The following is a 25,451-nucleotide window of genomic DNA, read 5'->3' as shown; positions in this document are numbered from 1 at the left end:
AGTGGACCAGGCATATATGGACGGCTCGCAGACAGCACCGGCGCGACGCGTCGAACTCCGGTCCGCCGACGGCACACGCCTCGTGGCGACGGACCGCGGGAAGGGGACGGCGATCCTGATCGTCCACGGCGGTGCGAGCACCGCGGCCACGTGGGAGTTCGTGGCGGACCGCCTCGCCGAGCGGCACCGGGTGCTGTGCCTGGAGCGGCGCGGTTACGGGGTGAGCGACGAGGGCGTGTCCCCGCACTCGATCGCGGCGGAGACCGAGGACGTCCGGGCCCTCGCCGCGACGGCCGGCGAACCGGTGCTCCTCGTGGGCCACTCGTCCGGCGCCGTGGTCGCGCTGGAAACCGCGCTGGCGGCACCGCGGACCTGCGCCGGGCTGCTGCTGTACGAGCCGCCGGTGGCGGTCGACCGTCCGCTCGGCGGTGAGGCGCTGCGCCTGGCAAGGGCCCAACTCGACCAGGGCAGACCGGAGCAGGCGATGGCCACGCATCTGCGGCGGATCGTCGGGATGTCCCGGCGCTCGGTCCTGCTCATGCGGGCGCTCCCGCCCATGCGGGTGATGCTCGGCAACCAGGCGGAGGCGCAGATCCGCGACGACGAGGCCATCGAGGCGCTGGGCGTGGGCCTCGACCGCTACGCCTCGCTCGACGTCCCGGTGCTGCTGCTCGGCGGTGAGCGCAGCCCCGCCCATCTGCGTGCCCGGCTCGACGCGCTGGCGAGGGTTCTGCCACGCGTCCACCGCATGACGATCATGCCCGGACAGGGGCACATGGCGAACTTCCGGGCACCCGGGGACGTCGCGCGCGTCGTGGCGGACTTCGCCGAGGACGTCCTGGGCTGAGACCGGGGAACCTCTCTCGCCGCACGTCTTCAACTCACCTCTACAACCCACCTCTTCGCCGCACGTCTGCAACTCACCTCTCAACTCACCTCTCAACTCAGCTCTTCGACGAAGGAGGAGAACGTGACACGGCCTGTTGTCGAGGACGTCCGGTCGGGTCTGCCCACCGACGCACGCGGCCGGGTGGCCGAACTGCACGGCATGCGGGCGCAGGCCGTGGCCGGGCCGAGCGGGAGGGCCACCCGGGCGCAGCACGCCAAGGGCAAGCTGACGGTCCGGGAGCGCCTCGAACTGCTGCTGGACGAGGGGAGTTTCCAGGAGATCGGCCAGCTGCGGCGGCACCGCGCGGTCGGCTTCGGTCTGGAGACGCGCAGACCCCACACGGACGGGGTGATCACCGGTTGGGGCACGGTGTTCGGCCGGACCGTCTTCGTCTACGCGCACGACTTCCGCATCTTCGGCGGTGCGCTGGGCGAGGCCCACGCGTCGAAGATCCACAAGATCATGGACATGGCCGTCGCGGCCGGCGCACCGCTGGTGTCGCTCAACGACGGTGCCGGCGCCCGCATCCAGGAGGGCGTCAGCGCGCTGGCGGGATACGGCGGCATCTTCCGGCGCAACACGAAGGCGTCGGGGGTGATACCGCAGATCTCGGTGATGCTGGGCCCGTGCGCCGGCGGCGCGGCGTACTCGCCGGCCCTGACGGACTTCGTGTTCATGGTGCGGGAGACCTCCCAGATGTTCATCACCGGCCCGGACGTGGTGAAGGCGGTGACCGGCGAGGAGATCACCCAGAACGGGCTGGGCGGCGCCGACGTGCACGCCGAGACGTCCGGGGTGTGTCACTTCGCGTACGAGGACGAGGAGACCTGCCTCGCCGAGGTGCGCTATCTGCTGTCGATGCTCCCGCAGAACAACCGCGAGAACCCGCCGGCCGTGGCTCCGCGCGATCCCGTGGACCGCCGCTGCGAGACGCTCCTGGACCTGGTGCCGTCCGACGGCAACCGCCCCTACGACATGGCCGGTGTCATCGAGGAGGTCGTGGACGACGGCGAGTACCTGGAGGTGCACGAGCGCTGGGCCCGCAACATCATCTGCGCGCTGGCCCGGCTGGGCGGTCGTGCGGTCGGCGTCGTGGCCAACCAACCGCGTTCCCTGGCCGGGGTGCTGGACATCGAGGCCGCGGAGAAGGCCGCCCGGTTCGTCCAGTTCTGCGATGCCTTCAACATCCCGGTCGTGACCCTGCTGGACGTGCCGGGCTTCCTCCCGGGAGTCGCCCAGGAGCACGGCGGCATCATCCGGCACGGAGCGAAGCTGCTGTACGCGTACTGCAACGCGACCGTCCCCAGGGTCTCGGTCGTCCTGCGCAAGGCGTACGGCGGCGCCTACATCGTCATGGACAGCCAGTCCATCGGCGCGGACGTGACCTATGCCTGGCCGACGAACGAGATCGCCGTGATGGGCGCGGAGGGCGCCGCGAACGTCGTCTTCCGTCGCCGGATCGCGGAGGCGGAGGATCCCGCCGCCATGCGCGTGCGCATGGTCAAGGAGTACGCCTCCGAACTGATGCACCCGTACTACGCGGTGGAGCGCGGTCTCGTCGACGACGTGATCGATCCGGCCGAGACCCGCGCGGTGCTCATCGGGGCGCTGGCCGCGCTGCGCGCGAAACATGCGGACCTGCCCTCGCGCAAGCACGGCAACCCGCCCCAGTGACCGCGACCGCCCACCACGACGTGCCCGAGGAGAACTGCCTGTGGACATCCCCGAGATCCGAGTGACGAAGGGGCATGCCGAACCCGAGGAGGTCGCCGCTCTCACGGCGGCCCTGCTGGTACGCGCCGCCGCGCCGCCCGTCCCCGACGAGGGACCGGTCAGGGCGCTCTGGCGGCGTCTCGAGCGCGAACCCGGTTTCTGGGCCGCGCACAGCTGGCACGACCGGGGCGGGTCCGCCGGCTCCGGGCCGCTCCGCTCCGCGCACCCCGCTCGAGGGGCCGGTTGCCCGACAGCCGGTCAGTGAGCATCCGCCAACTTGAAGTCACAGGTCAAAGGGCTGGTGTGACCGGCTGTCGGGGTGCTCACGCTGGTCGTGGGCGGCAGTCTGCGGAGTAGATCGTCTGTCAGCGCGGTCGACTTAGGTCTGCTCGGTGGGGGCGTGGGTGATCAGGTCTCCCGGCTGGCACCGGAGGACCTCGCAGATCCTCGACAGGGTCGAGAAGCGGATGGCCTTGGCTCGCCCGTTCTTGAGTACGGACAGGTTGACAACGGTGATGCCCACCTGCGCGGACAGTTCGGTAAGGGTCATACCGCGCTCGACGAGGAGCCGGTCGAGGTGGATCCGGATCGCGTGGGGTTCCTCGTCGGGCATCAGATGGTCCCTTCGAGGTCCTCCCGCATGCGCACACCCTCGCGCATGATCTTCCCCATGATCACTGCGGTGAGGCCGGCGAGAGCGAGCACCAGCGGCCCGGAGACCGTCGGCCCAGAACCCACGATCGGCGCCATGCTCCCGACGAGCCAGGACTGCGACCAGCCGACGACGAGGCCGGCCAGTGGCGTGCCCACGGTGACGAACCAGCCGAGAATAGAGAGCCGGTGCGCCACCGCCTCGGTGAACGGTCCTTGCCCCATAACGGCCTTGAGTAGCCGGGAGAAGAGCAGCAGCGCGAGCGCGCCGAACAGCAGCCAGGGCAGTTCGCCTCCGAGGTCGGCGGCGCGCTGCCCCACGGAGGGACTGTCCTGGCAGAGGCGCGTGGCACTGCTGGACGCCTTCACGCCCGCGCCCACCGGCAGTGAGTTCGCCAGTGAGGCGTTGCGCCAGAAGTCCGTCTGCACGCAGACGGCCCCGTCGTCGAGTATGTGCGTGACCCCCTTGCCGATGAAGGCGAGCCCGCACAGCACCGCCAGTACAGAGGTCACCGAGGCCAGAGTCCTCATGAGTCGCGTGTTCATCGCAGCCTTCCCCATCGATTTTCGATATGCCCACAGTAGAGGAGCATATCGATATTCGACAAGTCCGTGGCCGCTGGCGAGGCCTCGGCGAGCTGGAAGGTCAGCTGATCACCGTCTCTGCCCGCACTCCTGGGTGCTGGACGTCACCACCGTTTAGCCGGTTCCAGCTCGCCGTGGCCGGGCAGACTTCTACGATCCGGTGCATGGATCCCGAGCTGCTGGAGCGGATCACCGCGCGGCGCGCGGAACTGGACGAACTCGAAGAAGAGCTGGCCCAGCGGTTGGCGGAGGTGCGGGCCGAGCGGGACGAACTCGCCGTCGCCGAACGGGTCCTTGAGCGGATGAGCGAGCAGCTCACCGACGAACGTGCCTCGGCCGCGCCGGCGCCCGGGCAGGTGGGCGGACGAGCGGTGCTGCTGATCCCGCACCGCACGTCAGGCGTGGAGGAGACCACCCTTCCGCCGGACTACCAGCGCATTCTCACCGCCGTGGGGCAGGCCGCCGGACCGGTCATGGCCCGGCAGGTCGGCGACGCGCTGGGAATCGACGTCAACGTGCGGGCCAAGCTGGAACCGCTGCGCGGGAAACTTGTCAGACTGGTCGACCGCGGCTGGCTGCGCAAACTGCCCGACGGCCGCTTCACCACCCGCCTGTGATGTCCTGCCCCGCCGCCCAGAGCGGTGCGGCGCGGGCGTAACCGGGGTGCCCCCGGCGGCCGTTGGAATTGTGTGACGAATACCAAAGAGCGCGCCGAGGACACCTGCCCGCTTGTTTACCAGTGCCGTCTGCCGCTGTCCACGCGGACCGTCAACCACCTCGCCGAACTGCTGCGGCGTCACCTGAAGTCGATACGGTCCAGGTGGCGGATCCTGCCGCCGGGGAAGATCGCGGTGATCGTCCTGGCGGTGCTGCGCCATGACCAGCGCCTGGCCGACATGGCCGGCGGCAACAACGTCTCCGAGTCCACCGTCCGCCGATGGCACGACGAGCTGATCGCCCTGCTCGCCGCTCGGGCGCCGCGCCTGGACCGCGCTCTGAAGAAGGTCGCCAGGCAGGGCGGGGAGGTGGTCCTGATCGACGGCACTCTCATCGCCACCCAGCGCCGCACTGGAAAGGCCGACCGGCGCAACTACTCCGGCAAACACCATCATCACGGCCTGCACTTCCTCGCCCTAACCGACGAGCGGGGCCGCCTGATCTGGATATCCGCCGCCCGGCCCGGCCGCACTCACGACATCACCGCCGCCCGCCAGGATCACGTCCTGGCCCACCTGCGCGCTGCCGGTCTCGGGGCGCTGGCAGACCTCGGATTCCGCGGCCTGGACAACGACGTACTCGACCCCGTGATCGTCACCGGCTTCCACGCCAGCCGCACCCACAAGCTCACACCCGGTCAGAAGACCGCCAACCGCGTCCTCGCCGTCGGACGGGCACCGATCGAACACGGCTTCGCCCACCTCAAAAACTGGCGGATCCTCACCAAGCTCCGCACCGACCCCGCCCGCGCCACCCACCTCCTGCGCGCCCTGCTCGTCCTGACGAACCTTGAAGTCAACCGCTGACAGACGATCTGCTCCTCAGGTAGCCGCCCACGACCAGCGTGAGCACCCCGAGGGCCGGTCACACCAGCCCTTTGACCTGTGACTTCAAGTTGGCGGAGGCTCAGTGATTCCACACGAGCAGTGACACTGTCAGAAGCACCAGGCTGCTGACTACGATCACCACGGCGCCCAGTACGTCGGTACGTGCCCCGGCGGTCGGCGCGGGTGACAGCCAGAACCGAAAGAGACGGTTGACCAGCGGCATCATGGCCCAGGTCAGGATGGCGACGCTGATGATGTTGCTGACGAAGTACATCCCGAAGATGGGAAGTCCGGCGGCCAGGAGTTGGCTGTTCAGTGTCCGGGACAGCACGACGACGACCGGGAAGATGGCAAGGAAGACGGCCATGGCCTGCTTCCAGTTGGGTGGGACAGCCCGCTCTTCGGTGCCGCGTTCAGAAGCGAACCAGCCACTGAACGCCGAGCCGATCCGGCGTACCTCGTAGGAGCCGACCGCATCGCGTCCCTCGTCGAGGAGCTTCCTGCGCGCTTCGGAACCGAGCCAGTTGTCGAGGTGTTCCCGGGTGTCGAACCGGAACACGACGACCCAGTTGTCCTCGATCCCCGGCACCGGCCTGAAGAGTTCGAGCCCCTGGAATCCCGGGAACTTCTCCTGGACCTTTTCCAGCTTGTGCTGCCACAGCAGATAGTCGCCCTCCCGGTCGGGGGCGATGCGATGGGAGGCGACCACGGTCACGCCCTTCTGCACCGGAGGCTCGCCGACCAGCACCTCCTGGGTTTCCGGTCCCTCGAACAATGAGCGGCCACGCTCCAACATCTGTTGCCGCTCAGGAGAGTCGAGCCAGGCGGTGAGCTGATCGGCCTGGTCGAACCGGTAGGTGACGATCCATTCGGCCCTCGCGCCCTCGCTGGGCGGGTAGACCTCCTGGCCTTCGAAGCCGGGGAATTCCCTGGCCAGCGCGGTCAGTCTGTCCTGCCAGCGCTGGTATTCGCTCTCGTGGCCCTCACGCACCTTCTGTGTAAGGACCACGGTGGCACTCTCGCGCCCACGGCTTGCAGTGGTCTTCACATGGCCTACGCTAGCAATTAGGTTCAAATAGGGCAAAAGTTGCATTTTTTGCCAGGCGGGGCTCGGCGACGTTCCGGGCCGATGTGCTGCCACTGGCATTCGACACCGGTCGATTCCTGCCACCGGCCTGACGATCGAAGCCCTTGACGCTCGACGCTAAGGAGAACTGATGAGTGACACAGCTCTGGCGTCAGCGGCGCTTCGCCGAACCGGCGTCGGGCCTGACGGCTACACCATGGAGTTGGGCCTCCTCAACAAAGGCGGGCTTGAACTGACGTCCTGGCAGTCGACGTTCACCATGCCGGAGGGTGCCAGCCTGCTCGCCCGCGAGGGCACGGTCGTGGCCTGCGACTTGGGGTCGCAGGCCTACACAGTGCGGCCGGAGCCAAGCACGCCGCTCGCGCCGTCCGAGCGTCGGACGATGGCTGTGGAGGTGCGGGGTACGACGCGCGCCCCGACGACCGCCCGGTTCACCGCCACGGCCGCCGACGGCACCACGGTCCAGGCACCGCTGACGCTGATGGCGACTGTGGTGGGGGACGGGCAGAGCCGCGAGGCCGACGAGAGCACCTGGCCCGGCTCCACCGCCATCGACAGGGGCACGTCCGGGACCGAGACGAAACCCGACCCGGGAGAGGACGGGACCGGGGGCGGCTTGGGGGGTGGCGGCGGAGGCGGCGCGACGACCAAGTTCCGCGTGAGCTTCGAGTGGGAGAACGACTCCGGCGGTGGCGGCGGCGCTGGTGGCGGCATGAACCAGGAGTCGAGTGGTGCCGCAACCGGTGAGCAGCGGGTCGGTGCCGACCAGCAGGTGCAGGCACATCAGGGCGCCGCGGGGGCCGACGGCCAGCCCCTCACGGATTGGCAGCAGTATCAGCAGAAGTACCAGCAGGGCAGTCAGCAGACGGATTCGCTCGACGGGCAGATCAAGGAGCTCAACGAGCGGGTGGCGAAACTGGAAGGCGGTAAACCATGACTTCCTCGAGCGACTGGACGCAGTGGACGGGCGGCGCCCCGCCGTCGGCTCCCGGCACCTCTCCAGCCGGATCCGATGCCACTTCTCCGTCCCCCGGCGGCAGCTCTCCGGCGGAATCCGGTGGCGACTGGACGCAGTGGACCGGCGGTGGCGGGAAGCCGCCCGTACCGGCCGGCAGCAGCCCCTTTCCGTACACAGTGCGGTGCCCCATCGGCCTGGACTCCTCGGCTGCGCGGGTGACACTGCCGACCGAGGCCGGCCAGGGCGCGACGATCGTCACGGACGTGGGCGTGGAGGGATCCGCCGACGGCTCACTTCCCAGTTCCCGCGGCTACGAAGTGCTGGACCCGGCCACCGTGCTGGTCCACCTGACCGGCAGCAGTGATGTCGCCACCGGGCCGGAGTACGAACCGGCCCCGTACCCCGGCGGCAAGAAGAAGGCGGTGCCGCCGCCTGCGGGGCAGCCGTTCGTCACGGTACTGGTGGTGCCACCGCCGTTCGAGTACTAGCCGGGGTCCTGCGCCGGCAGTCCGTCGTCGCGGACGCGAGGGTGCCCGCTTCCTGCGAAGCGGGCACCTGTCGTCGGCGAGTCGCGAGTCGCGAACGCTGCCGGAGGAGGCTCAGCCCTGCCGGCTGCGGCGCGCCCGGCCCGCGGTGTAGGTGACCCCGGCCCCCAGGGCGAGCACCACGGCCGCGCATGCCGCGATCAGTCCGGTCGACGAGGAGGCGCCCGTCTCGGCGAGCGGCGGCGTGCTGCCGCTGGGCGACGGCTCAGGAGAGTCGGACGGCGGCGTCACCGGCGTCGACGGGGCCGGAGGCGCCGGCGGGACCTTCGACGTGGTGGGAGGCGTGGTGGAGGGCTGCGGCGTCTCCGGGGGCGTCGAGCTGCTCGGCGGCGGCACCTCACCCGCCGGCTGGGTGGGCGTCGACGGGGAGGACGGGGTCGGCTCGGACGGCGACTCCGGCGCTGCGGGAGTGCACGGCTTGTCCCCGCCGTTCCACGCCGCTATGAGGTGGTAGGGGGTGACGATGTTGTCGGGCTGGTAGGGGGCGGGGCCGTGTCCCTGCCCCTCCTTCCCGTCGTAGCTGACGTCGTCGCCGTACAGGTCGATCTGGCCGTAGCAGGTGGGCGGCTGGACGACGAGCTTCTGCCAGGTGCGCTTGGCGTCGTCGTTCCCGGCGACGTCCGCCGCGGTCAGGCGGACGGTGGCTTTGTCGATCAGCGTCTGGTGCCCCGAGACGAACCAGTTGGGCCCCTCGGTGGTGTACTCGGCGAGCGAGACCGGGTAGGTGCAGCCCTCCTTGACCTTCTGGTGAGGAGCGAGCCGCACCTCGACGGCGCCGGGCACGGTGTCCCAGGAGTGGAAGCCGCCCTGGGAGGTCCAGTCGGCGCCTACGACGTTTCCGTCGGCGCCGACGATCCTGTACTGGACCGTGACCGACTGGCAGTCGCCGTCCGTCCCGGCGTGCGCCACGCCCGCTCCGAGAACGGGGAGGGCGGCCGCGAAGAACGCGCTTGCAGCGAGGGGCGCCAGGGACCTGAGGTGTTGTGAACGCGACAAAGGGGGCCTCTGTGATTCAACGTGAGGAAAAGGCGGGGGGTTCACCGGAAGCGGCCCGGCGGCGACGACGAAGACGCGATCGCGTACGGCGAGCGCTCCGTCTGCCGCAGGGGCAGCGAAGTGAGCTGCATTGTCGCCAGCTTCCGCAACTGGCGTCAATTCCCGGCGAGTTTATTCACGCCCTGGACAGCGAATCGCCGCCCCGGGCCCTGCCCCCGCCGTCGGCGGCCGCCCCCTCGCCCGGCAACCCCGGCAGCTGCGGCAATTCCGGCAGCCCCGGCGTGTCCTCGGCGTCGTGTCCCGGGCTCCCGGCCGCACGTATCTCACGCGGGCTCGCGCCGAGCTCGCGGCGGCAGGCCTTGTTGAAGGCCTGGAGATCGGCGATGCCCACGGCCGCGGCGACGGCGGTGATGGACAGGGTGGAGGACGACAGGAGATGGCGGGCGCGGTGCAGGCGCCGGCGCCGGATGTACGACACGACCGTGAGGCCGGTCTCGGCGCGGAACAGGCGGGTCAGGTGGGTGTGGGAGATCCCGACGGCGCGAGCGATGTCCGGTACCGGCAACGGGCCGGCCAGGTGTTCCTCGACATGGGCCTGTGCGGCGGACACGTAGGGGTGGCCGCGCCCGTCCCCCTCGCCGCTCGGCAGCTCGGCGATGCGCCACAGCGCGGCCCACACCTCGGCGGTTGCTCGCGGGGCGGAGGTCGGCATGGCCGTCACGGCGTGGCGGAGCAGCTCGGCCAGGCGCGTGCTCTCGGCCGCGGCGTCCTGCATCACCGGTACCACCCGCGCGGATCCGCCCTCGTGCAGCCGCAGATGGACGTAGAAGTGCTCCGATCTGCCCCGGTAGTGGAAGTGCACCTCCGTGTTCGGCGGCACCAGGCTGACGTGGCCGGGGCGAATGGGGTGGACCGACTGCCCGAGCGACAGGGCGCCCTCGTAGTGGTAAAGGTGCAGCTGCCACAGGCCGGGCAGCCGGAAGACGTCGTGCGCGGTGGAGACGCCGTGCACGCCGATGCCGGCGGCGACCACCGTGGGAGCCTCGTCGAGCCAGAGCGTTGTGGACCTCACGAAGGTGGAAAACTACCAGCAGTGGGCGAATTCAGCCCACGACCGGGGCCTGCGAGGCGCATACGTTCGTCGCATGCGAACCAGCAAGCACCTCCTGACATCGGTCGAGGTGGCCCGCTTCGTCGCGCAGGGGTATCTGCGCCTGGACGGGGTGGTGCCGCCGGAACTCAACGAGCGGGCCGTCGCGGCCCTGGACGAGGGACTGCCGCACGTCGCCTACGGCACCCCCCTGAGCGCGGCGTTCGGGCAGGACACGTTCGTCCACGCGCTGCTCGCCCTCCCGGTCGTCGCGGGCGCGGTGGAGAGCCTGGTCGGCCCCGGGCCGACCGTCGACCACCACGCCGTGCACGTCCGCGAGCCGCACGAGGGGCATGCGCAGGACCTCCACGCAGACGCGATCATCGACGTACGGCCGGACGCCTTCGACATCCAGCTCATGTACTACCCGCACGAGGTGACCGCCGCCATGGGCGGCACGCTGAGCGTGCCCGGAAGCCACCTGCGCAGGATCAACGAGACGGACATCGGACGCGTGCAGAACCTCCGGGGGCAGACGCGCCTGACCTGCCCGGCGGGCACGGTCGTCCTCGTGCACCACGGCATCTGGCACAGCGGCCGCCGCAACGACACCGAGCGCCGCCGCCACATGTACAAGCTCCGCCTCAATCCCACCGTGCCGCAGGTGCGCCTGTGGGACACCGCCGACCTGCACGACCCGGCCGTGACCGCGGAGCTCGCCACCGCCTTCCCCTGGTACGAACAGGCCACCGCCCGACTGGAGATCCACAACCGGGTCCTGCTGTGGCGGGCCCTGACCGGCGACGACCTGTTCGACGTCGACCACTGGGTCACCCGCGTCACCAACAGGCCGACCAGACCGACTCGCAGGAGCCATGTATGAGACAGCAGGTTCTGGTCCTCTATCTCGCCACGTCGGCGCTCGACTCCCAGGTGGTCGGCTGGTCCCGGTACGACGGGACCGGCCGGACCCGCCCGACGACCGGTGACGGCGACGAGCCGCCCTACCTCACCGGGCTCGCCGCGCTGCACGACGGGTGGCGCTTGTTCCAGGCCTCCCAGCTGCTGCCTCCCCAGTCGGGCCACGAGTACGACGTGTCCTTCCTCAAGCACGAGTTCTTCTTCGAGAAGCTGGAGGAAGACCCTCACCCCCGCACATGAGGCGGCCGCGCCCCGACACGAGGGCGACAGACGCCAGGGACCGACGTGCGCGGCCTGCGCGAGGGCGACCGGCGTGAGGGCGACCGGCGTGAGGGGCCTGAGCGAGGGCTGCCGGCGTGAGGGGGCGGCGTACCGGGGGCCGACCCGATCGACGGAGAGGCGAGGGAACGCCCCCCTCGCCCCGCCGTCGCCCCGCGTGCGTCGGGCCGCCACCCGCCTGTGCGGAAGGCGGGTGGCGGCCCGTGGTGCCGCGGCGCGGTCCGGACGGCTCCCGCGCCCCTGCCCCGTGGCCCCCCCGGCCACCCGGCGAGGTGTGGGCCGGGGGACCGAGGGGCGTGCGTGGGGCTGGGGGACGGGCCGCGGGCCGGGGGACCGGCCGCGGGAGTTCTGGATCCGGATCAGTAGCCGTAGATCATCTTGTAGGCGACCTCGGGAAGGAACTGTCCGGCCGAAGAGCCGCCTCCGACGCCGCAGTTGCCGTCGGACTCGCCCGGCGCCTTGATCCACAGGAGCATCTCGGCGCCACCGCCCGTCTGGGTGGGGGTGCCGATCCGGCGGCCCGCCGGGTTGCACCACTGGCCGTTGGAGCCGTTGCCGTTGCGGCTGCTGTCCACGACGAACGGCTTGGTGTAGCCGTAGCGGGCGCGGAGTTCGTTGTTGACGGCGTTGCCGTAGGCGGTGTTCTCGGCGGTGGTGAAGTAGTTGGAGATGTTGAGGGAGAAGCCGTGGGCCTGTCGCAGGCCCGCGTCGTTGAGGCGCTGGGCCATGGTCGCCGCCCCGGCCCAGCCGGGGTTGCCGGCGTCCAGGTAGACCCAGGTGTTGGGGGCCTGGCGGTTGAACTGGGCGAGGGCCCCGCTGAGCATGCCCTGCCGCTCGGCGATCTGACTCTGCGTCATACAGCCGTAGTCCCCGAGGGAGTCGGGTTCGAGGAGCACGACGGCCGGGCGGTTGGCGATGCCGCCGGCGAACTGTGCGATCCAGCTCGAGTAGGCGGACGGCGACGAGGCTCCGCCCGCGGAGTGCCCGCCGCAGTAGTCGCGGTTGTAGATGTTGTACGCGACGAGGAGGGGCAGCTTGTCCTTGGCGTCCGCGGCGCCCGCGTAGGCGCCGGCGGCGGTGCCCACGGCGCCGCTCCAGGAGCCGAACCAGCGGGCCGTCGGGGTGTTGGCGATGGAGGCGTTGATCGCGGACGCCCGGCCGTCGCCGGGGTTGGCGGCGACCCACCGCTTCGCGCTGGAGTCGGGGTCCACGTAGAACCCGCTGGTCATGGTGGTCGGGTCGGCGGCGTGCGCGGACGGGGCGATGGCGAGCGCCAGCGGCATGGCGAGGAACGCTGCCACGAGGGCGCGGAATCTGCGGCGCAAGGTGTACCTCGTTTTCCTGGCAGGGGTGCGCCGCACGCTCTCGTCCTGAGCGTGCGGCGCGCTGAGGAAGCGCGGTGGTGGTACGACGCCCCCGGGCGCCGGCGGCTTCCGGCGGGAGCGACACACCCGAGGAGGCCCGCAGTGTGGCTGGGAGCGCTCCCACTGGAAGCGGTCCCAAGGGGAAGGTGGGCTTCGGGGGTGTGGTCGGTATCGTGTGGCGGGGCGTCGGAACTGTCAAGTGCCCCAGCGGAAACCGCCGTTCCGCGACCCTCGGGCCCGCAGGGCCTCCCATGGGCCTCCTGCGGGCCTCACCAGGGCTTCACGTGGCCAGGGGGAGGCTCTACAGTTCCCCGACTGGAAGCGCTTCCAGATCTCTCGTTCTCGCTCGCTCCCACGCTCGCCACCACACGCTCACTCGCACGCGCCGCGACGGAAGGCTCATGATCCATGGCACAGGACGCGTCCCGCCGGCAGCCGACGCTCGACGAGGTGGCCGAACTCGCCGGCGTCTCCCGGTCCGTGGCCTCTCGCGCCCTCAACAACGCCCCGCACGTCAGCCGCGTCAAGCGCGAGGCGGTCGAACGCGCCGTCCAACGCCTCGGCTACGTACCGAATCCGACCGCCCGCGCACTGGCCACGCGTCAGACCGGAGCCGCCGCCCTGGTCATCGCGGGCGAGGACCCGTCGATCTTCGCCGATCCGTTCTTCGCCCAGGTGATCGTGGGGGCGTCGGCCGCTCTGGAGGAGGCCGACCTGCACCTGATGCTGTGCCTGGCCGCTTCCGACCGGGGCCGCAAGCGGGTGGAGGAGCTGCTGCGGTCCAAGGGCGCCGACGGCGTCATGCTGATGGCGCTGCGCGAGGGCGATCCGCTGGCCCGGACGGCCCAGGAAGCGGAGATCCCCGTCGTGTTCGGCGGACGCCCGGTCGGTCCGGCGCCGCGGTGGTACGTGGACGTCGACAACGTCGGCGGAGCGCGCGGGGCGACCGAGCATCTGCTCTGTCTCGGCCGGACCCGGGTGGCGGTGATCTGCGGACGTCTGGACACCGAGGCCGGGCGCGCCCGTTACCGTGGTTACCGCGATGCCATGCTGGCGGCCGGGCTCGATCCGTTCCCGCCGCGGGAGGGGGATTTCACCGAACCCAGCGGAGCCGCCGCCATGACCGCGCTGCTGGCCGAACACCCCGGCGTGGAAGGGGTGTTCGCCGCCAACGACAACATGGCGGCGGGGGCGCTGCGCGCTCTGCGTGAGGCCGGCCGGTCGGTTCCCGCCGACGTCGCCGTGATCGGCTTCGACGACCTGGCGATCGCCCGGATCGCGGATCCGCCGCTCACCACGGTCCATCAGCCCATCGCGGCGCTCGGGCTGGAGATGGCGCGCATGCTGGTCGCGCTCGTGGGCGGGCAGGACCCCACCCCGCTGATCCTGCCCACCAGACTGGTCACCCGCGCCAGCGCCTGACCTTCCGCGGGCGTCCGGGCGCGGACCGGCTTGCCCGCGGCAGGGGCCGGCGTCTCCGGCGTGGCCTTCCGGCCCCTCTGTGGCTCGAAATGTTTCGACGACAATGGCGAATCTTGCGAGAGGTATTGACGCCGCTCACTCGCCCCCTATCATCCAGATTGATCGATACCTCGCCTCATGTTCGATATCTCGAATGCGTCGAAGCTGTTTCCCTCGCGGAGCGGGGCGCCTTCGGGGCATGCCCGCCCGTACGGCCGAGTCGCAAGGAGGGCGTCGTTCATGCATGTGTCATGGCCGCATCAAGCGATCTTCCGGCATGTGCACGAGCAACGCCCGATGCTCCGTTCGTCTCGTACGCGGGTCGCTGTCGAGCCACTCGGCTCATCGGTTGCCGACCGCCGGGGGAGGGCGGCGGGCGACGCCCCGCGCGGCGTCCCTCGTCCGGAGGCCGGAGGGCAACGGGCGCCACCGGCAGGCCGGAAGCTCTGAGGGACCGGGAGGGCGCGGGGGGCTCGGTCCGTGCTCGCGTACCGCCACGAACCGCAACACGTCGACAGTCCGGACGGTCCGTGACCGGGCCGACCGGGACCGCATACTCGAGAATCAAGAGGTCGTCATGCGCAGAGGAAATTTCAGCCGCAAACGTCTGGCTGTGATGCTCGCCGCTCCGGTCGCTGCCCTGGCCTCGTTGGCGGCGTCGCTCGTCGCCAATCCGGCTCAGGCGGCCGTCAACGCGTGCTCCCTCCCGTCGACGTACCGGTGGTCGTCGACGGGTGTGCTGGCGCAGCCGGCGAACGGGTGGCTCGCGGTGAAGGACTTCACCAACGTGGTCTACAACGGCAAGCACCTGGTCTACGCGTCGAGTGTGTCGGGATCGGGCTACGGCTCGATGCGGTTCAGTCCCTTCACCAACTGGTCGGACATGGCGTCGGCGGGACAGGCCGGCATGAACCAGTCCGCGGTGGCGCCCACGCTGTTCTACTTCGCGCCCAAGAAGATCTGGGTGCTGGCGTACCAGTGGGGCGCGTGGCCCTTCATCTACCGCACGTCGAGCGACCCGACCAACCCCAACGGCTGGTCCGCGCCCCAGCCGCTGTTCACCGGCGGCATCCCCGGCGGCGCCCCGATCGACCAGACCCTGATCGCCGACGACCAGAACATGTACCTGTTCTTCGCCGGTGACAACGGCAAGATCTACCGGGCGAGCATGCCGATCGGGAACTTCCCGGGCAACTTCGGCTCGTCGTACACGACGATCATGAGCGACACGGTGAAGAACCTGTTCGAGGCGCCGCAGGTCTACAAGCTCCAGGACCAGAACAAGTACCTCATGATCGTCGAGGCGCGGGGCGCCAGCGAGCAGCGCTACTTCCGTTCGTTCACGGCCTCCAGCCTGAACGGTTCCTGGACCCCGCAGGCCGCCAGCGAGAGCAACCCCTTCGCGGGCAAGGCCAACAGCGGCGCCAACTGGACCAACGACATCAGCCACGGTGACCTGGTCCGCAACAACCCCGACCAGACCATGACCGTCGACCCCTGCAACCTGCAGCTCCTCTACCAGGGCAAGTCTCCCTCCGCCTCAGGGCCCTACGACAAGCTGCCCTGGCGGCCGGGCGTCCTCACCCTGCAGCGCTGACCCGCCCGAGCCGCGGGGACCGCGCTCTCGCGCGCTCCACCGTGGCAGGGAGGCAGCGGTCCCCGGGCGGGCGGCTTCCGCCCGCGGACCGAGTCCCACCGCCCAGAGGGACCCCAGCCGTGACCCGGCTGGGGTTCCGGCCGTGAACGACTCGAGCTGTGCGACATCCCGTGAGTCCTCCTGAGGCCCGCCGAGTTCCTGCCCCTGTGGCCAGGGGTTCTTTCTCGTTCGCGTGCTCTGTGTGCTTGTGACGTAACTTCGGGATTCCTGAAGCTTTCTCATCTCGTCCGACCGATCCGCAGTCGGGCCGAAGGTGAGGAGGCTCAGGCCGGCGGCGCTGGCGGTCGTACGGGACCTGCGTGAGCACTGGGCGCCGGCGTCGGCGGGGGAGCCTCACGGCGGGGTGCCCCTCGCAAGCCGCCGCCCGCGTGGGGTCTTGGACGACCTCTTCGTCCCGCTTCTGATCGTGGTCGGCGACGGTGTTCGGGCCGCCGCGCCGAGAGGCCGTTCACCCGCAGACGTGACCGGTCGCGCGAACGTTCGCTCCCGGCGGTTTTCCCGTTCGGTGTCGCACGCACACAGGTCTCCTCGATCATGGACGAGACATGATCGCCCACCCGCTCTCTCGCGCGCTCCACGGCGGTCCGCACGCTGACGGCACGGCCTGGGCCGGAGAGCTGCCGGCCGGCGGGCCGGCCGCGGCCACGACGGCCCTCGCCGCCACCGGGTACTGCCTGGCCTTCGCGCGCACGCTCTCGTGTGCCGCCTGCGTGGTCGTCGCGCTGGTCTTCTTCGCGGGTGCCGTGCTGCGGTCGCGCGCGCCCGCGGCCGTCGTCCTGTCGTCCGGCCTCGGGGCCATGGTCTCCGCCCAGGCCACGGCCTGTTGCTGGTTATCGTTCACCTTCTCCGGACCCGGCCCCGGCCCCGGGGGAGGGACGCTCCACGGAGGGGCGGGCGGCGCGATTCATCTCGCGATGACGCTGGTCACGGTGTGCGCGCTGCGCGCGGTGGCAGGTTCCCGGCTGCGGCTCCTGGTCATGACGCAGGCGGCCCCGCCCAGTGTCTTCCGCCGTCTTCGCGCTCTGCTGTTCGCGCGGACGTCCACGCGCCCGGCCGTGGACCCCAGCCGCTGCTCGGGGGCCCGTGCCGAAGACGAACGCCGGGTGCCGGAGGTACAGCTCGCCGGCGTGACCGGCCGGCGCGGCCCTCCCCGGCCCGGCCGGACCGGTGCCGCCCGCGTGTGGCCGGCGTGCCGCGCGCTTCACGCCTGAGGGTCCGACGCCTCGCGCGCCTCGCCCGGCCACGGCGGACGACTTCTTGCCGCGAACCAGGAACCCAGGGACCTCCATGACGACTCCACGCATCGACATCGTGCACCCCCGTGAACTCACACCGAGCGACCTCGACCTCTGGAACGAACTCCGGCACACCACGACCCCCGCCGCCAACCCCTTCATGAGCGCGGAGTTCACCCAGGCCGTCGGCCGGGTGCGCCGCGACGCGCACGTAGCGGTGTTGCGCGGCAAGCGGCAACCGGTCGGCTACTTCCCCTTCCAGAGGGGCCGATGGGGCCACGGCCGCGCGATCGGGCTGGGCGTCTCCGACTGCCAGGGCGCCGTCCTGCACCCCGACGACGCACGGCTCGACCCGCACCAGCTCATGCGCGCCTGCTCACTGAACGCCTGGGAGTTCAACCATCTCGAAAGCGGTCAGAACCTCTTCCTGCCGTATGCGACGGGACGGTTCGCGTCTCCCGTCGTCGACCTCGCCCAGGGCTACGAGGCGTACGAGAACCACCTCCGAGCCCACTCGCGAAGCCTGCTGAAGACCACCCGGGCCCAGGAGCGCCGCCTGGCACGGCACCTCGGCCCGCTGCGGTTCGTCCACGACGAACGCAGCCCGGCGGTGCTGAGGACGCTCATCGCCTGGAAGTCGGCCCACTACCGCCGCACCGGCCGTCGCGACCCTTTCACCCACCCGTGGGTCGCCCAGCTCGTCGATCTGCTCGCCGAGTCGGGCTCGCCGCACTGTTCCGGCACGCTCTCGGTGCTCTACGCGGGTGACCGGCTCGTCGCCGCACACTTCGGCCTGCGCTCCCGCACGGTCCTCTCCTGCTGGTTCCCCTCGTACGACCGAACCGTCGCGACCTTCTCGCCGGGCCGGATCCTCTACCTGCGCATGATCGAAGCCGCCGCCGCGTCCGGCATCCGCCTCGTCGACTTCGGGAGAGGGGAGGCCGCCTACAAGAACTCCTTCAAGACGGGTGACCTCATGGTGCACGAGGGGGCGCTGCGCACGTCAGGCCCGGGCGCCGCCCTGCACTGGCTCCGCCACGAGCCGCGCCGCGCGGCCCACCGGCTGGTACGCGAACACCCCGCCCTGAGGGGCGCGGCGGTACGTACGCTGAGGGCCGTCGGGACGATCCGGGACTCCGCCTGAGGAGGGTGGACCGGCCGTGCGCGGGACGCGGCCACGCAGGGGATCTCGGCCCGACGCCCGGCCGTCCCACCTTCCGCAGGGCGAAGGCCGCCCGGCAGGCCTGACCGCCCACCGCCCCTCACGCTCCCGCGACCAGGCCCAGCAGCAGAGCCGGCAGTATCCACCACCACGGCATGCTCCTCCGTGCCGAAGGCATCAGCCACGGTGCCGCCGCGGTTTCGGCGGCCGCGAGGGTGACGACGCACGACAGGACGATTCCGGCGGACGCGTCGTCGTCCCGGGTGTCTGACGGAGTGATGGTCGGTGCCGTCCAGCGGAAGTGGGCGGCGACGAGGGTCAGCAGGGTGAGCGGTACGGCGAGGACCACATGGAGGCCCGCGGTCGTCGTTCACGGAGACGGAGATCCGTCACCTCGGAGAGGTCAGTCGATCATGCCGGTCGAGGTATTCGCGCCGACCTCGCCGTTCCGCGCGAGATGTTCAGAGGTCGTCCGGGAGCAGCCGGAAGGAGGGCTGTCCGGTCAAGGGCCGCATCATGCGAAAGTGGCCGTCGGTCGTGAAGATGTCGGCCGTCTGGAAGGCCGCCGCCAGGGCGACGTTCATTGCGTCCGCCAGACCCACCCCCGCCCCGCCGTCCGCGTCGACGTACCCGCGCATCACGGCCATGGCACTTCTCAGGTGCGGCGCGGTGTCGGGGACCTCGAACCGGCGGGCCTCCGCCTGCCCGGTGATGAAGTCCAGCGCGTTCATGGCGGCCTTGCTGCCGACTCGGGAGGTCAGCAGATAGTCCAGTTCGGTGAGCACCATGGGCGAGACCACGAGGTGTCCCGTTCGTGCGAGAGCTTCCCGGTGAGCGGAGTGGCCAGGGTCCTTCGGCGTGAACAGTCGGTACAGGGCGTTGGTGTCGGCGATGGCGACCGGGATGTCAGGCATCGGTCCCCCCGGGTACGTCCTCACCCATCCCCCGTAGCGTCGCCTCGATCTCCTCGTCGCCGAGCACGGGGCCGCCCAGGTCGGGGATGTCCAGGTCGCCCATGGGATCGGTGCGGAACGGGTACGCGGGTCGGCCCGTCAGCGCGCCGCGGGGCACGATGTCTCCTATCGGGACGCCGTCCTTGGTGATGGTCACCGTCTCCCCGGCCGCCACGCGGGCCAGGACACGCGATGTCTGCTGGTTGAGCTCCCTCAGCGGGACCTCCGCGCTGTCACTCATCCGCCCACTGTACTACTCGTTCTACACGACTGGGCGGCCGCTGTACGGCGGGGCACGACCCGGGTCTCCCTCTGCCAGGTCATGTGACGTGGAGGGAGCCGGGGCTGGCGGCCTGGTTCCGGCGCTGGGCCCGGCTGGAGAAGGTCGCGGTGAGCCTGTACACGTACGAGTGCAGGCTGGTGCCGGGGTTGTTGCAGTCGAATTGCCGCCTTACCCCGCCGGGGTATATTGACGGCGACGAGCCGTTTCGCCTCGAGTACGGACCCAAGCCATGACGACAGCCCACCACCGGCCAGGCGCCCACGGCGTCGTCGCCCGGTGGACACGCGCTGCCGTCATCGCACTGGTGGCGGTGCTCGCCGTCCTCGTGCACCACGAGACCGCCGCCATGCTCACGCACGTGTCGCCGACCGGGATTTCCGGCAACAGCAGCATGGCGGGTATGCATCACACGGCCACGCCGATTGCTCCCGCCCACGCGAGCGGGCACGCCGCGCCACCCGGTCTCGCGGCCCCGGCCGCGATCCACGACGATGACGGGGCCTGCTCCGGCACCGCGATGCAGCACTGCTCCGCCGCCGGCGTCGACAGTCTGAAGCTCGTGCCTCCGCACCGGCCCGCGCTCGAGGGCGCTGCGGTCGCCCACCCTGGTGCTGCCGTCGGCCGGGACGTCCCGGGCGCCTCCAGTCGGGCGCCGCCCGACCTTCCCGTTCTCCTCTCTCGATTCCTGCTGTAGGCCGCGCCCGCGGCTGCGCGCGCTCACGCGTGTGCTCAGCCGTGCCCGCACGTGCGCCGAAACCACAGCGACATCGAGACGAAGGACCCTTCTGTGAACACCATCGACCGCCGCTCCGTCCTGCTGGCGGGGCTCGGCGTCGCGGGTGCGGGCGCGCTCGCCGCCTGCAGCAGCTCCGCCGACGCCCCCGCCCTGATCAGTCCCTCCGGGGCGGCCGTCGCCGCCGCCGACGAAAAGCGCGCCAGGACCGGCAAGACGCACCAGGTGACCCTGACCGCAGCACCGGCCACGGTCGACCTGGGCGCCGGGATCATGGCCAGGACCTGGGCCTTCAGCGGCCGGGCCCCCGGCAAGGAACTGCGCGTCTCGGCCGGTGACACGCTGGCCGCCACGCTGTCCAACCAGCTGCCGAACCAGGCCACCACCTCCATCCACTGGCACGGCATCGCCCTGCGCAACGACATGGACGGTGTACCGCCGGCCACCCAGGCGGCCGTGCGGGCCGGACGCAACTTCACCTACCGGTTCACCGCCGACGCCCCCGGCACGTACTTCTTCCATCCGCACGTCGGCGTCCAGCTCGACCGGGGCCTGTACGCGCCGCTCATCGTGGAGGACCCCAGGGAGCCGCTGTCGTACGACGAGGAATGGGTGGTCGTCCTCGACGACTGGCTCGACGGCGTCACCGGCACCCCCGACGGCGTCTACGCCGAGCTGCGCCGCGGCATGGGCGGCATGCACATGGGCGAAGACTCCGGCAGCCCGTCCAGTTCCTCCGGCCGCGACGGCCACGACGGCCACGACATGGGAGACATGGGTGGCATGGATATGAGCGGCGGCATGGACAGCATGGCGAGCTCCCCCTCCGCTTCCCCCTCCGCCTCGTCCTCCGGCTCAGGCATGGGTACGGGCATGGGCGTGGGTATGAAGTTCATGCTGATGGGCGCCCGGAGCCCCCTGCTCGGAGGCGACGCCGGCGACGTGCGGTACCCCTGGCACCTGGTCAACGGCCGGGTTCCGGCCGACCCGCAGATCTTCCGCAGCAAGCCGGGCAAGCGCGTCCGGCTGCGCCTGATCAACGCCGGCTCCGACACCGCCTACCGCGTCGCGCTCGGCGGCCACCAGCTCACCATCACCCACACCGACGGCTTCCCCGTGAAGCACCAGCCGGCCGACGCCCTGCTGATCGGCATGGGCGAGCGCTACGACGTCCTGGTCACCCTGGACGACGGCGTCTTCCCCCTGGTGGCGCTCGCGGAGGGCAAGAACGCCACCGGCATGGCCGTCATCCGCACCGGCTCCGGCGGCACCCCCACGGCGACCGTCCGCCCGAAGGAACTGGACGGCATGCTCATGGACGCCTCCCGGCTGCGCGCGGCGGACGACGTCCAGTTGGCGTCGAAGAAGACCGACCAGGTCCACCGCATCGAGCTGACCGGCTCGATGATGACCTACGACTGGGCCCTCAACGGCCGCCGGTTCGACATGGGCAACCCGGCCGCGCATCCCGTCACCGTGGAAGAGGGTCAGCGAGTGCGGCTCGACTTCGTCAACACCACCACCATGTGGCACCCGATGCACCTGCACGGCCACACCTACCAGCTCGGCACGAACGGACCGCGCAAGGACACCACCATCGTCCTGCCGAAGAAGACCGTGTCGGTGTTCTTCGACGCCGACAACCCCGGACAGTGGATGCTGCACTGCCACAACGCCTACCACGGCGAGGCAGGCATGATGGCGCTGGTCGCCTACCAGGGCTGACCGGCCGCACAGCCCGAGGCGGGCCGGCCCTCCTGCGCACTGCCGCAGGCCGGGCCGGCCGGCCCGTACACGGACCCGCCCGGGCCATGAGGCCCGGGCCGGGTGGGAGCACGATGGCCGTCAGCAGTGGCCGTCAGTGGTCGGCGTCAGTGGTGGGCGTGCACGACGGCGTGCCCCTTCCCACGGCTGATCATCCACCGGTTCACCGGAGTGGTCAGCACGAAGGCCAGGGCAAGGGATGCCGCGAGCGAGACCCAGAACAGAGCCTGGGACAGACCCGCGTCCATCGCGCCGGGCACTCCCACCATGACGGTGTTGTCGATCAGTTCCATCACGGCGATGGACACCGTGTCCGCGGCCAGCGCGACCTTCAGCGCCTGGCGGACCGGCAGCCCGGCGCGCAGTACGCCGCGCATGGTCAGCGCGTAGCCGAAGACGAAGGCCAACGCGATCGAGATGACGACGGTGCCCGCGTTGTGCAGGCCCGCGGCCGTGCCGATCACCATGCCCAGGACTTCGCCGATGGCGCAGCCGGTCAGGCAGTGCAGCGTGGCCTGGGCGGCGGTGCGCCAGGAAGTGCCGGAGCCGTGGCCGGCGTGGTGCGCGTGCTGGTGCTGGTGCTGCTGGTGCACGGTGTGGTCCATCTTCGCCCTCCAAGGCCGGATCGGGTCACCCATGTCGGAACCATATACCCCCTGGGGGTATTCCCTCAGTCTGGGGGACCTGCGATCAGAGCCTGGGACGCCCGAGATCCTGAGGGGCCTGAAGGGAGGGGTGGCGGGGTCCGACGTGAGGACCGTCGGTCCGGCCGCAGGGACCCATGGCCCATGCCGCCGGGGCGACTTCGAGCGGACAGTGTTCGAAGGGTCGCCGATCCGGCGGGCAGGAGTCCCATGGTCTGCGGGTCCGGCCTCGCAGAGTCACCGTGAGCAAGAGGGAAGGGACGGACGACATGGTCCAGTCTTCGACGACGGAAGGCAGCAGGGCGGCCTCCGGCGCGCCGGTGCCCGGCCGCGCCTGGCTGATGCTGGCCCTGGCCACCATCGGGTTCGCCGTCAACTTCTGGGCCTGGGCGCTGCTCAGCCCGCTCGGCCCCCGCTTCAAGGACACCCTGGAGCTGAGCTCCTTCCAGCAGTCGCTGCTGGTGGCCGTGCCGGTGGTCGTCGGTTCCCTGGGGCGCATCCCGGTCGGCGCGCTGACCGACCGCTTCGGCGGACGGGTGATGTTCCCGATCGTCTCGGCCGCCACCATCCTGCCCGTCCTCTACCTGGGTCTGGCCGGACACTCCTCGCTCACCGCACTGCTGGTCGGCGGCTTCTTCCTCGGCGTCGGCGGCACCGCGTTCGCCGTCGGCGTGCCCTTCGTGAGCGCCTGGTTCCCGCCCGCGCGGCGGGGCCTGGCCATCGGAGTCTTCGGCATGGGCATGGGCGGCACCGCGATCAGCGCCCTCACCACGGTCAAGCTGGTCGATGCCCACGGCATGGCGAACCCCTTCCTGATCACCGCGGGCGTCCTCGCCGCGTACGCGGCCGTGGCCGCGCTGGTCCTGCGGGACGCCCCCGGACGCACCGTGCCGACCGAACCGCTGGGCCGTCGGCTGGCCGCCACGCTGCGCCTCGGCGTCACATGGCAGGCGTCCGCCCTGTACGCGGTGGCCTTCGGCGGCTACGTCGCGTTCTCGGTCTACCTGCCCACCTACCTCAAGACCGGCTACGGTCTCGCCCAGGCGGACGCGGCCGACCGGATGGCCGGGTTCGTGCTGCTCGCGGTGGTCATGCGGCCGGTCGGCGGCTGGCTGTCGGACCGCGTCGGCCCGGTGCGGGTGCTGACCGTCGCGCTGGGCGTGGTGCTGGCCGGAGCGCTCGCGCAGTCCTTCACGCCGGCCCTGGCGCCGATGGGCACGATCGCCTTCCTGGCCATGGCCGCCGCGCTGGGCGCGGGCAGCGGTGCGGTGTTCGCGCTGGTGGCCCTGCTCGCCCCGGCGAACAAGGTCGGCTCGGTCACCGGCGTCGTCGGCGCGGCGGGCGGGCTGGGCGGCTTCGTGCCGCCGCTGGTCATGGGATCCCTGTACGGCGCCTACGGCTCGTACGCGATCGGCCTGGTCCTGCTGGGCGTGGTCGCGGCGGCGGCGCTCACCTTCACCGGGACCGGGGTGCGGCAGGCCCTCACCCGCCGCGCGGCCACCGCCCCCTCCCACTGAACCTCGTGCCACCGAACCTCGTCCCACCGAAACGTCGTCCCGCCGAACCCGGCACAGAGCAGAACTGGAGTCCTTCGATGTGCGAGTACTGCGGCTGTCAGTCCGTGACGACGATCGACGAGCTGACGCGGGAACACGACGAGGTCGTCACTCTCATCAGCCGCGTGCGCGACGCCCGGCGCGACGACGACGTCGAGGGCATGGCCGAACTCGCCCGCCGGATGACCGCCGTCCTGGTCCCGCACACCCGGGTGGAGGAGCAGGGACTGTTCCCCGCGATGGCCGTGGAGTTCCCCGACCACATCGCCGCCCTGGAAGCCGAGCACCGTCGCATCGAGGCGGTGCTGGCCGAGGCGGCGGACGGCGTGCCGGGGGACACCACCTGGCCCGAACGGCTGCTGGAGGTGCTCGCCCTGCTACGTGATCACATCCTCAAGGAGCAGGACGGCGTCTTCCCCGCCTCGTTGGCGACGCTGTCGACCGAGCAGTGGGAAGGCGTCGAGGCGGTGCGCGCCGAGGTAGGCGGCGCGCTGCCCCGGCCGGCCGTCTGACCGGGCACGACGGGCGGACCGGATCTTTCCGGTCCGCCCGTTCACCGTTTTCCGTGTCCGGCCGGAGCCGCCCCGGCCGGGCACAGGAACGTTCGACGCCGGCTCGCGGAAGCGGACGGCCGTTCCGGCGCGCGGACGATCTCCATCGGCCGTGCCTCGCCTGATCGCGGCGTGACCGTTGACCTTTCGGAGGGCGGTGGTCCTGGAGTCGTTCGCGCGTGGCCACCTTCGACCACCGCAGACGCTGCTGCCTCTACCTGACCTACTACGCCCACGGCGACACCAGGAAGCGCGGCCTCGGCCTGCTGCGACTGAAGCAGGCCTACGCCGCGGCCGGATGGCGTCTGGGCGACGACGAACTGCCCGACCACCTCGGCGTCGTCCTCGAGTTCGCCGCCGCCGACCCGGCCGCCGGAGCGCCCCTGCTGAGCGAACACCGCGCCGGCCTGGAGCTGCTGCGCCTGGCCCTGAACGACGACGGCTCGCCCTGGGCGCACGTCCTGGACTCCGTCTCCGCCACCCTGCCCGACCTCGTCGGCGACGACCGCGAAGCGATCATGCGCCTGGCCGCCCAGGGTCCGCCCGAGGAGCAGGTCGGCCTCGACCCGTACGCCGCGCCCGTGTTCCTGCCCGACCCCGTCGAAGGAGGCCCCCGATGACCGTGCCCCCTCAGCCCCTCACCCTGGCGGCGGAGACAGGCGCCGGCGGCATCCTGCTGTGGGTGGTCCTGCCCTACGTCTCCCTCGCGATCTTCGTCCTCGGCCATGTCTGGCGCTACCGGACATCATTCGCAGTGCTCCGGCCTTCAGGCCGGGGGTGAAGCGAATCTTGTGGCTGCGACGCGGAGCGTCGCGGTCTCGTTCCGGCGG

General features: G+C 70.9%; 27 protein-coding genes and 3 pseudogenes. 20 read left to right on the top strand and 10 right to left on the bottom strand.

All coding sequences use genetic code 11. From position 1 onward, the window contains the following. Nucleotide 1: 1 nt before the first annotated feature. The 3 genes and pseudogenes from IE239_RS24725 to IE239_RS24715 all read left to right on the top strand — a co-directional run. On the top strand, nucleotides 2-847 hold the full coding sequence (locus IE239_RS24725) for an alpha/beta fold hydrolase (protein ID WP_190151580.1): 846 nt from the start codon (nucleotides 2-4) through the stop codon (nucleotides 845-847). Between the two features lie 201 nt (nucleotides 848-1,048). Then, the gene (locus tag IE239_RS24720; RefSeq protein ID WP_229878301.1) at nucleotides 1,049-2,563 is read left to right on the top strand and encodes an acyl-CoA carboxylase subunit beta; all 1,515 of its coding nucleotides are present in this window, start codon (nucleotides 1,049-1,051) and stop codon (nucleotides 2,561-2,563) included. A 40-nt stretch (nucleotides 2,564-2,603) separates the two neighbouring features. Then, nucleotides 2,604-2,783, top strand: a pseudogene (locus IE239_RS24715) (acyl-CoA carboxylase subunit epsilon); the annotation flags it as partial. A gap of 198 nt (nucleotides 2,784-2,981) precedes the next feature. Here the strand turns inward: IE239_RS24715 and IE239_RS24710 are convergent. Together IE239_RS24710 and IE239_RS24705 are read right to left on the bottom strand one after the other, a co-directional pair. Beyond that, complete coding sequence (locus tag IE239_RS24710) at nucleotides 2,982-3,215, bottom strand: helix-turn-helix domain-containing protein (RefSeq protein WP_190151577.1); 234 nt, start codon at nucleotides 3,213-3,215, stop codon at nucleotides 2,982-2,984. Then, nucleotides 3,215-3,766: a DUF2975 domain-containing protein gene (locus IE239_RS24705; RefSeq protein ID WP_229878285.1), complete on the bottom strand. Its 552-nt coding sequence runs from the start codon at nucleotides 3,764-3,766 to the stop codon at nucleotides 3,215-3,217. Before IE239_RS24705 ends, IE239_RS24710 begins: the two co-directional genes overlap by 1 nt. A 236-nt stretch (nucleotides 3,767-4,002) precedes the next feature. Here IE239_RS24705 and IE239_RS24700 point away from each other — a divergent pair, with 236 nt between their 5' ends. Beyond that, nucleotides 4,003-4,455 carry a hypothetical protein gene (locus IE239_RS24700; RefSeq protein WP_190151575.1) on the top strand — a complete coding sequence of 151 codons (453 nt, stop codon included), beginning with the start codon at nucleotides 4,003-4,005 and terminating at the stop codon, nucleotides 4,453-4,455. Nucleotides 4,456-4,527: 72 nt separating this feature from the next. Beyond that, nucleotides 4,528-5,361, top strand: a complete 834-nt coding sequence (locus tag IE239_RS24695; protein WP_190151574.1) for a transposase family protein — start codon at nucleotides 4,528-4,530, stop codon at nucleotides 5,359-5,361. Nucleotides 5,362-5,461: 100 nt separating this feature from the next. Here IE239_RS24695 and IE239_RS24690 read toward each other — a convergent pair whose 3' ends face one another. Then, entirely contained in the window at nucleotides 5,462-6,430 is a 969-nt protein-coding gene (locus tag IE239_RS24690; protein ID WP_229878284.1) for an antibiotic biosynthesis monooxygenase, read from the bottom strand. A gap of 169 nt (nucleotides 6,431-6,599) precedes the next feature. On the opposite strand from IE239_RS24690, the gene IE239_RS24685 reads away from it, so the two are divergent. Continuing rightward, nucleotides 6,600-7,406, top strand: a complete 807-nt coding sequence (locus IE239_RS24685) for a hypothetical protein (protein ID WP_190151573.1) — start codon at nucleotides 6,600-6,602, stop codon at nucleotides 7,404-7,406. Nucleotides 7,407-7,642: 236 nt separating this feature from the next. After that, on the top strand, nucleotides 7,643-7,915 hold the full coding sequence (locus tag IE239_RS24680; RefSeq protein ID WP_190151572.1) for a hypothetical protein: 273 nt from the start codon (nucleotides 7,643-7,645) through the stop codon (nucleotides 7,913-7,915). 111 nt (nucleotides 7,916-8,026) lie between these two features. On the opposite strand, the gene IE239_RS24675 is transcribed toward IE239_RS24680, so the two are convergent. Both IE239_RS24675 and IE239_RS24670 read right to left on the bottom strand, forming a co-directional pair. Beyond that, complete coding sequence (locus IE239_RS24675; RefSeq protein ID WP_229878304.1) at nucleotides 8,027-8,881, bottom strand: LAETG motif-containing sortase-dependent surface protein; 855 nt, start codon at nucleotides 8,879-8,881, stop codon at nucleotides 8,027-8,029. Between the two features lie 262 nt (nucleotides 8,882-9,143). Continuing rightward, nucleotides 9,144-10,040: an AraC family transcriptional regulator gene (locus tag IE239_RS24670; protein ID WP_229878283.1), complete on the bottom strand. Its 897-nt coding sequence runs from the start codon at nucleotides 10,038-10,040 to the stop codon at nucleotides 9,144-9,146. Nucleotides 10,041-10,113: 73 nt separating this feature from the next. On the opposite strand from IE239_RS24670, the gene IE239_RS24665 reads away from it, so the two are divergent. Together IE239_RS24665 and IE239_RS24660 are read left to right on the top strand one after the other, a co-directional pair. After that, nucleotides 10,114-10,941: a phytanoyl-CoA dioxygenase family protein gene (locus IE239_RS24665; protein ID WP_190151570.1), complete on the top strand. Its 828-nt coding sequence runs from the start codon at nucleotides 10,114-10,116 to the stop codon at nucleotides 10,939-10,941. Beyond that, nucleotides 10,938-11,219 carry a hypothetical protein gene (locus IE239_RS24660; RefSeq protein ID WP_190151569.1) on the top strand — a complete coding sequence of 94 codons (282 nt, stop codon included), beginning with the start codon at nucleotides 10,938-10,940 and terminating at the stop codon, nucleotides 11,217-11,219. The genes IE239_RS24665 and IE239_RS24660 overlap by 4 nt, the downstream gene beginning before the upstream one ends. Nucleotides 11,220-11,617: 398 nt before the next feature. On the opposite strand, the gene IE239_RS24655 is transcribed toward IE239_RS24660, so the two are convergent. After that, entirely contained in the window at nucleotides 11,618-12,583 is a 966-nt protein-coding gene (locus IE239_RS24655; protein ID WP_190151568.1) for a glycoside hydrolase family 6 protein, read from the bottom strand. Between the two features lie 447 nt (nucleotides 12,584-13,030). On the opposite strand from IE239_RS24655, the gene IE239_RS24650 reads away from it, so the two are divergent. The 4 genes and pseudogenes from IE239_RS24650 (at nucleotide 13,031) to IE239_RS24635 (ending at nucleotide 18,119) form a co-directional block, all read left to right on the top strand. Beyond that, nucleotides 13,031-14,044 (top strand): LacI family DNA-binding transcriptional regulator, encoded by a 1,014-nt coding sequence (locus IE239_RS24650; protein WP_190151567.1) that lies wholly within the window; start codon nucleotides 13,031-13,033, stop codon nucleotides 14,042-14,044. A 736-nt stretch (nucleotides 14,045-14,780) separates the two neighbouring features. Then, nucleotides 14,781-15,680 (top strand): annotated as a pseudogene (locus IE239_RS24645) (non-reducing end alpha-L-arabinofuranosidase family hydrolase); the annotation flags it as partial. Between the two features lie 605 nt (nucleotides 15,681-16,285). After that, a complete protein-coding gene (locus IE239_RS24640) occupies nucleotides 16,286-16,951 on the top strand; it encodes a hypothetical protein (RefSeq protein ID WP_190151565.1) in 666 nt (221 codons plus the stop codon). Between the two features lie 76 nt (nucleotides 16,952-17,027). After that, a complete protein-coding gene (locus tag IE239_RS24635) occupies nucleotides 17,028-18,119 on the top strand; it encodes a GNAT family N-acetyltransferase (RefSeq protein WP_190151564.1) in 1,092 nt (363 codons plus the stop codon). 118 nt (nucleotides 18,120-18,237) lie between these two features. Here IE239_RS24635 and IE239_RS24630 read toward each other — a convergent pair whose 3' ends face one another. From IE239_RS24630 to IE239_RS24620, 3 genes are all read right to left on the bottom strand, one after another. After that, complete coding sequence (locus IE239_RS24630; RefSeq protein WP_190151563.1) at nucleotides 18,238-18,486, bottom strand: hypothetical protein; 249 nt, start codon at nucleotides 18,484-18,486, stop codon at nucleotides 18,238-18,240. 112 nt (nucleotides 18,487-18,598) lie between these two features. After that, nucleotides 18,599-19,051, bottom strand: a complete 453-nt coding sequence (locus tag IE239_RS24625) for a PIN domain-containing protein (protein ID WP_190151562.1) — start codon at nucleotides 19,049-19,051, stop codon at nucleotides 18,599-18,601. Beyond that, nucleotides 19,044-19,331 carry a type II toxin-antitoxin system Phd/YefM family antitoxin gene (locus IE239_RS24620; RefSeq protein WP_190151561.1) on the bottom strand — a complete coding sequence of 96 codons (288 nt, stop codon included), beginning with the start codon at nucleotides 19,329-19,331 and terminating at the stop codon, nucleotides 19,044-19,046. Before IE239_RS24620 ends, IE239_RS24625 begins: the two co-directional genes overlap by 8 nt. Nucleotides 19,332-19,411: 80 nt before the next feature. On the opposite strand from IE239_RS24620, the pseudogene IE239_RS42320 reads away from it, so the two are divergent. From IE239_RS42320 to IE239_RS24610, 3 genes and pseudogenes are all read left to right on the top strand, one after another. Further along, nucleotides 19,412-19,531: pseudogene (locus IE239_RS42320) on the top strand (transcriptional regulator); the annotation flags it as partial. A 71-nt stretch (nucleotides 19,532-19,602) separates the two neighbouring features. Beyond that, the gene (locus IE239_RS24615) at nucleotides 19,603-20,067 is read left to right on the top strand and encodes a hypothetical protein (protein WP_190151560.1); all 465 of its coding nucleotides are present in this window, start codon (nucleotides 19,603-19,605) and stop codon (nucleotides 20,065-20,067) included. 93 nt (nucleotides 20,068-20,160) lie between these two features. Further along, on the top strand, nucleotides 20,161-21,831 hold the full coding sequence (locus IE239_RS24610; RefSeq protein ID WP_190151559.1) for a multicopper oxidase family protein: 1,671 nt from the start codon (nucleotides 20,161-20,163) through the stop codon (nucleotides 21,829-21,831). A gap of 146 nt (nucleotides 21,832-21,977) precedes the next feature. Here IE239_RS24610 and IE239_RS24605 read toward each other — a convergent pair whose 3' ends face one another. Then, the gene (locus IE239_RS24605; RefSeq protein ID WP_190151694.1) at nucleotides 21,978-22,475 is read right to left on the bottom strand and encodes a DUF4396 domain-containing protein; all 498 of its coding nucleotides are present in this window, start codon (nucleotides 22,473-22,475) and stop codon (nucleotides 21,978-21,980) included. A 380-nt stretch (nucleotides 22,476-22,855) separates the two neighbouring features. Between IE239_RS24605 and IE239_RS24600 the strand changes: the two genes are divergently transcribed. From IE239_RS24600 to IE239_RS24585, 4 genes are all read left to right on the top strand, one after another. Then, a complete protein-coding gene (locus IE239_RS24600; protein ID WP_190151693.1) occupies nucleotides 22,856-24,031 on the top strand; it encodes an MFS transporter in 1,176 nt (391 codons plus the stop codon). Between the two features lie 77 nt (nucleotides 24,032-24,108). Next, nucleotides 24,109-24,582: a hemerythrin domain-containing protein gene (locus IE239_RS24595; RefSeq protein WP_190151558.1), complete on the top strand. Its 474-nt coding sequence runs from the start codon at nucleotides 24,109-24,111 to the stop codon at nucleotides 24,580-24,582. A gap of 218 nt (nucleotides 24,583-24,800) precedes the next feature. Next, nucleotides 24,801-25,241: a nitrate reductase molybdenum cofactor assembly chaperone gene (gene narJ / locus IE239_RS24590; RefSeq protein WP_308435417.1), complete on the top strand. Its 441-nt coding sequence runs from the start codon at nucleotides 24,801-24,803 to the stop codon at nucleotides 25,239-25,241. After that, nucleotides 25,238-25,402, top strand: a complete 165-nt coding sequence (locus IE239_RS24585; RefSeq protein ID WP_229878282.1) for a respiratory nitrate reductase subunit gamma — start codon at nucleotides 25,238-25,240, stop codon at nucleotides 25,400-25,402. Before narJ ends, IE239_RS24585 begins: the two co-directional genes overlap by 4 nt. The last annotated feature ends 49 nt before the right edge of the window (nucleotides 25,403-25,451 follow it).

It is taken from the genome of Streptomyces humidus (genome assembly GCF_014649655.1).
Classification (GTDB): domain Bacteria; phylum Actinomycetota; class Actinomycetes; order Streptomycetales; family Streptomycetaceae; genus Streptomyces; species Streptomyces humidus.
Note: the sequence above shows the minus strand (reverse complement) of the source record. Positions and strands in the feature narration are given on the sequence as shown.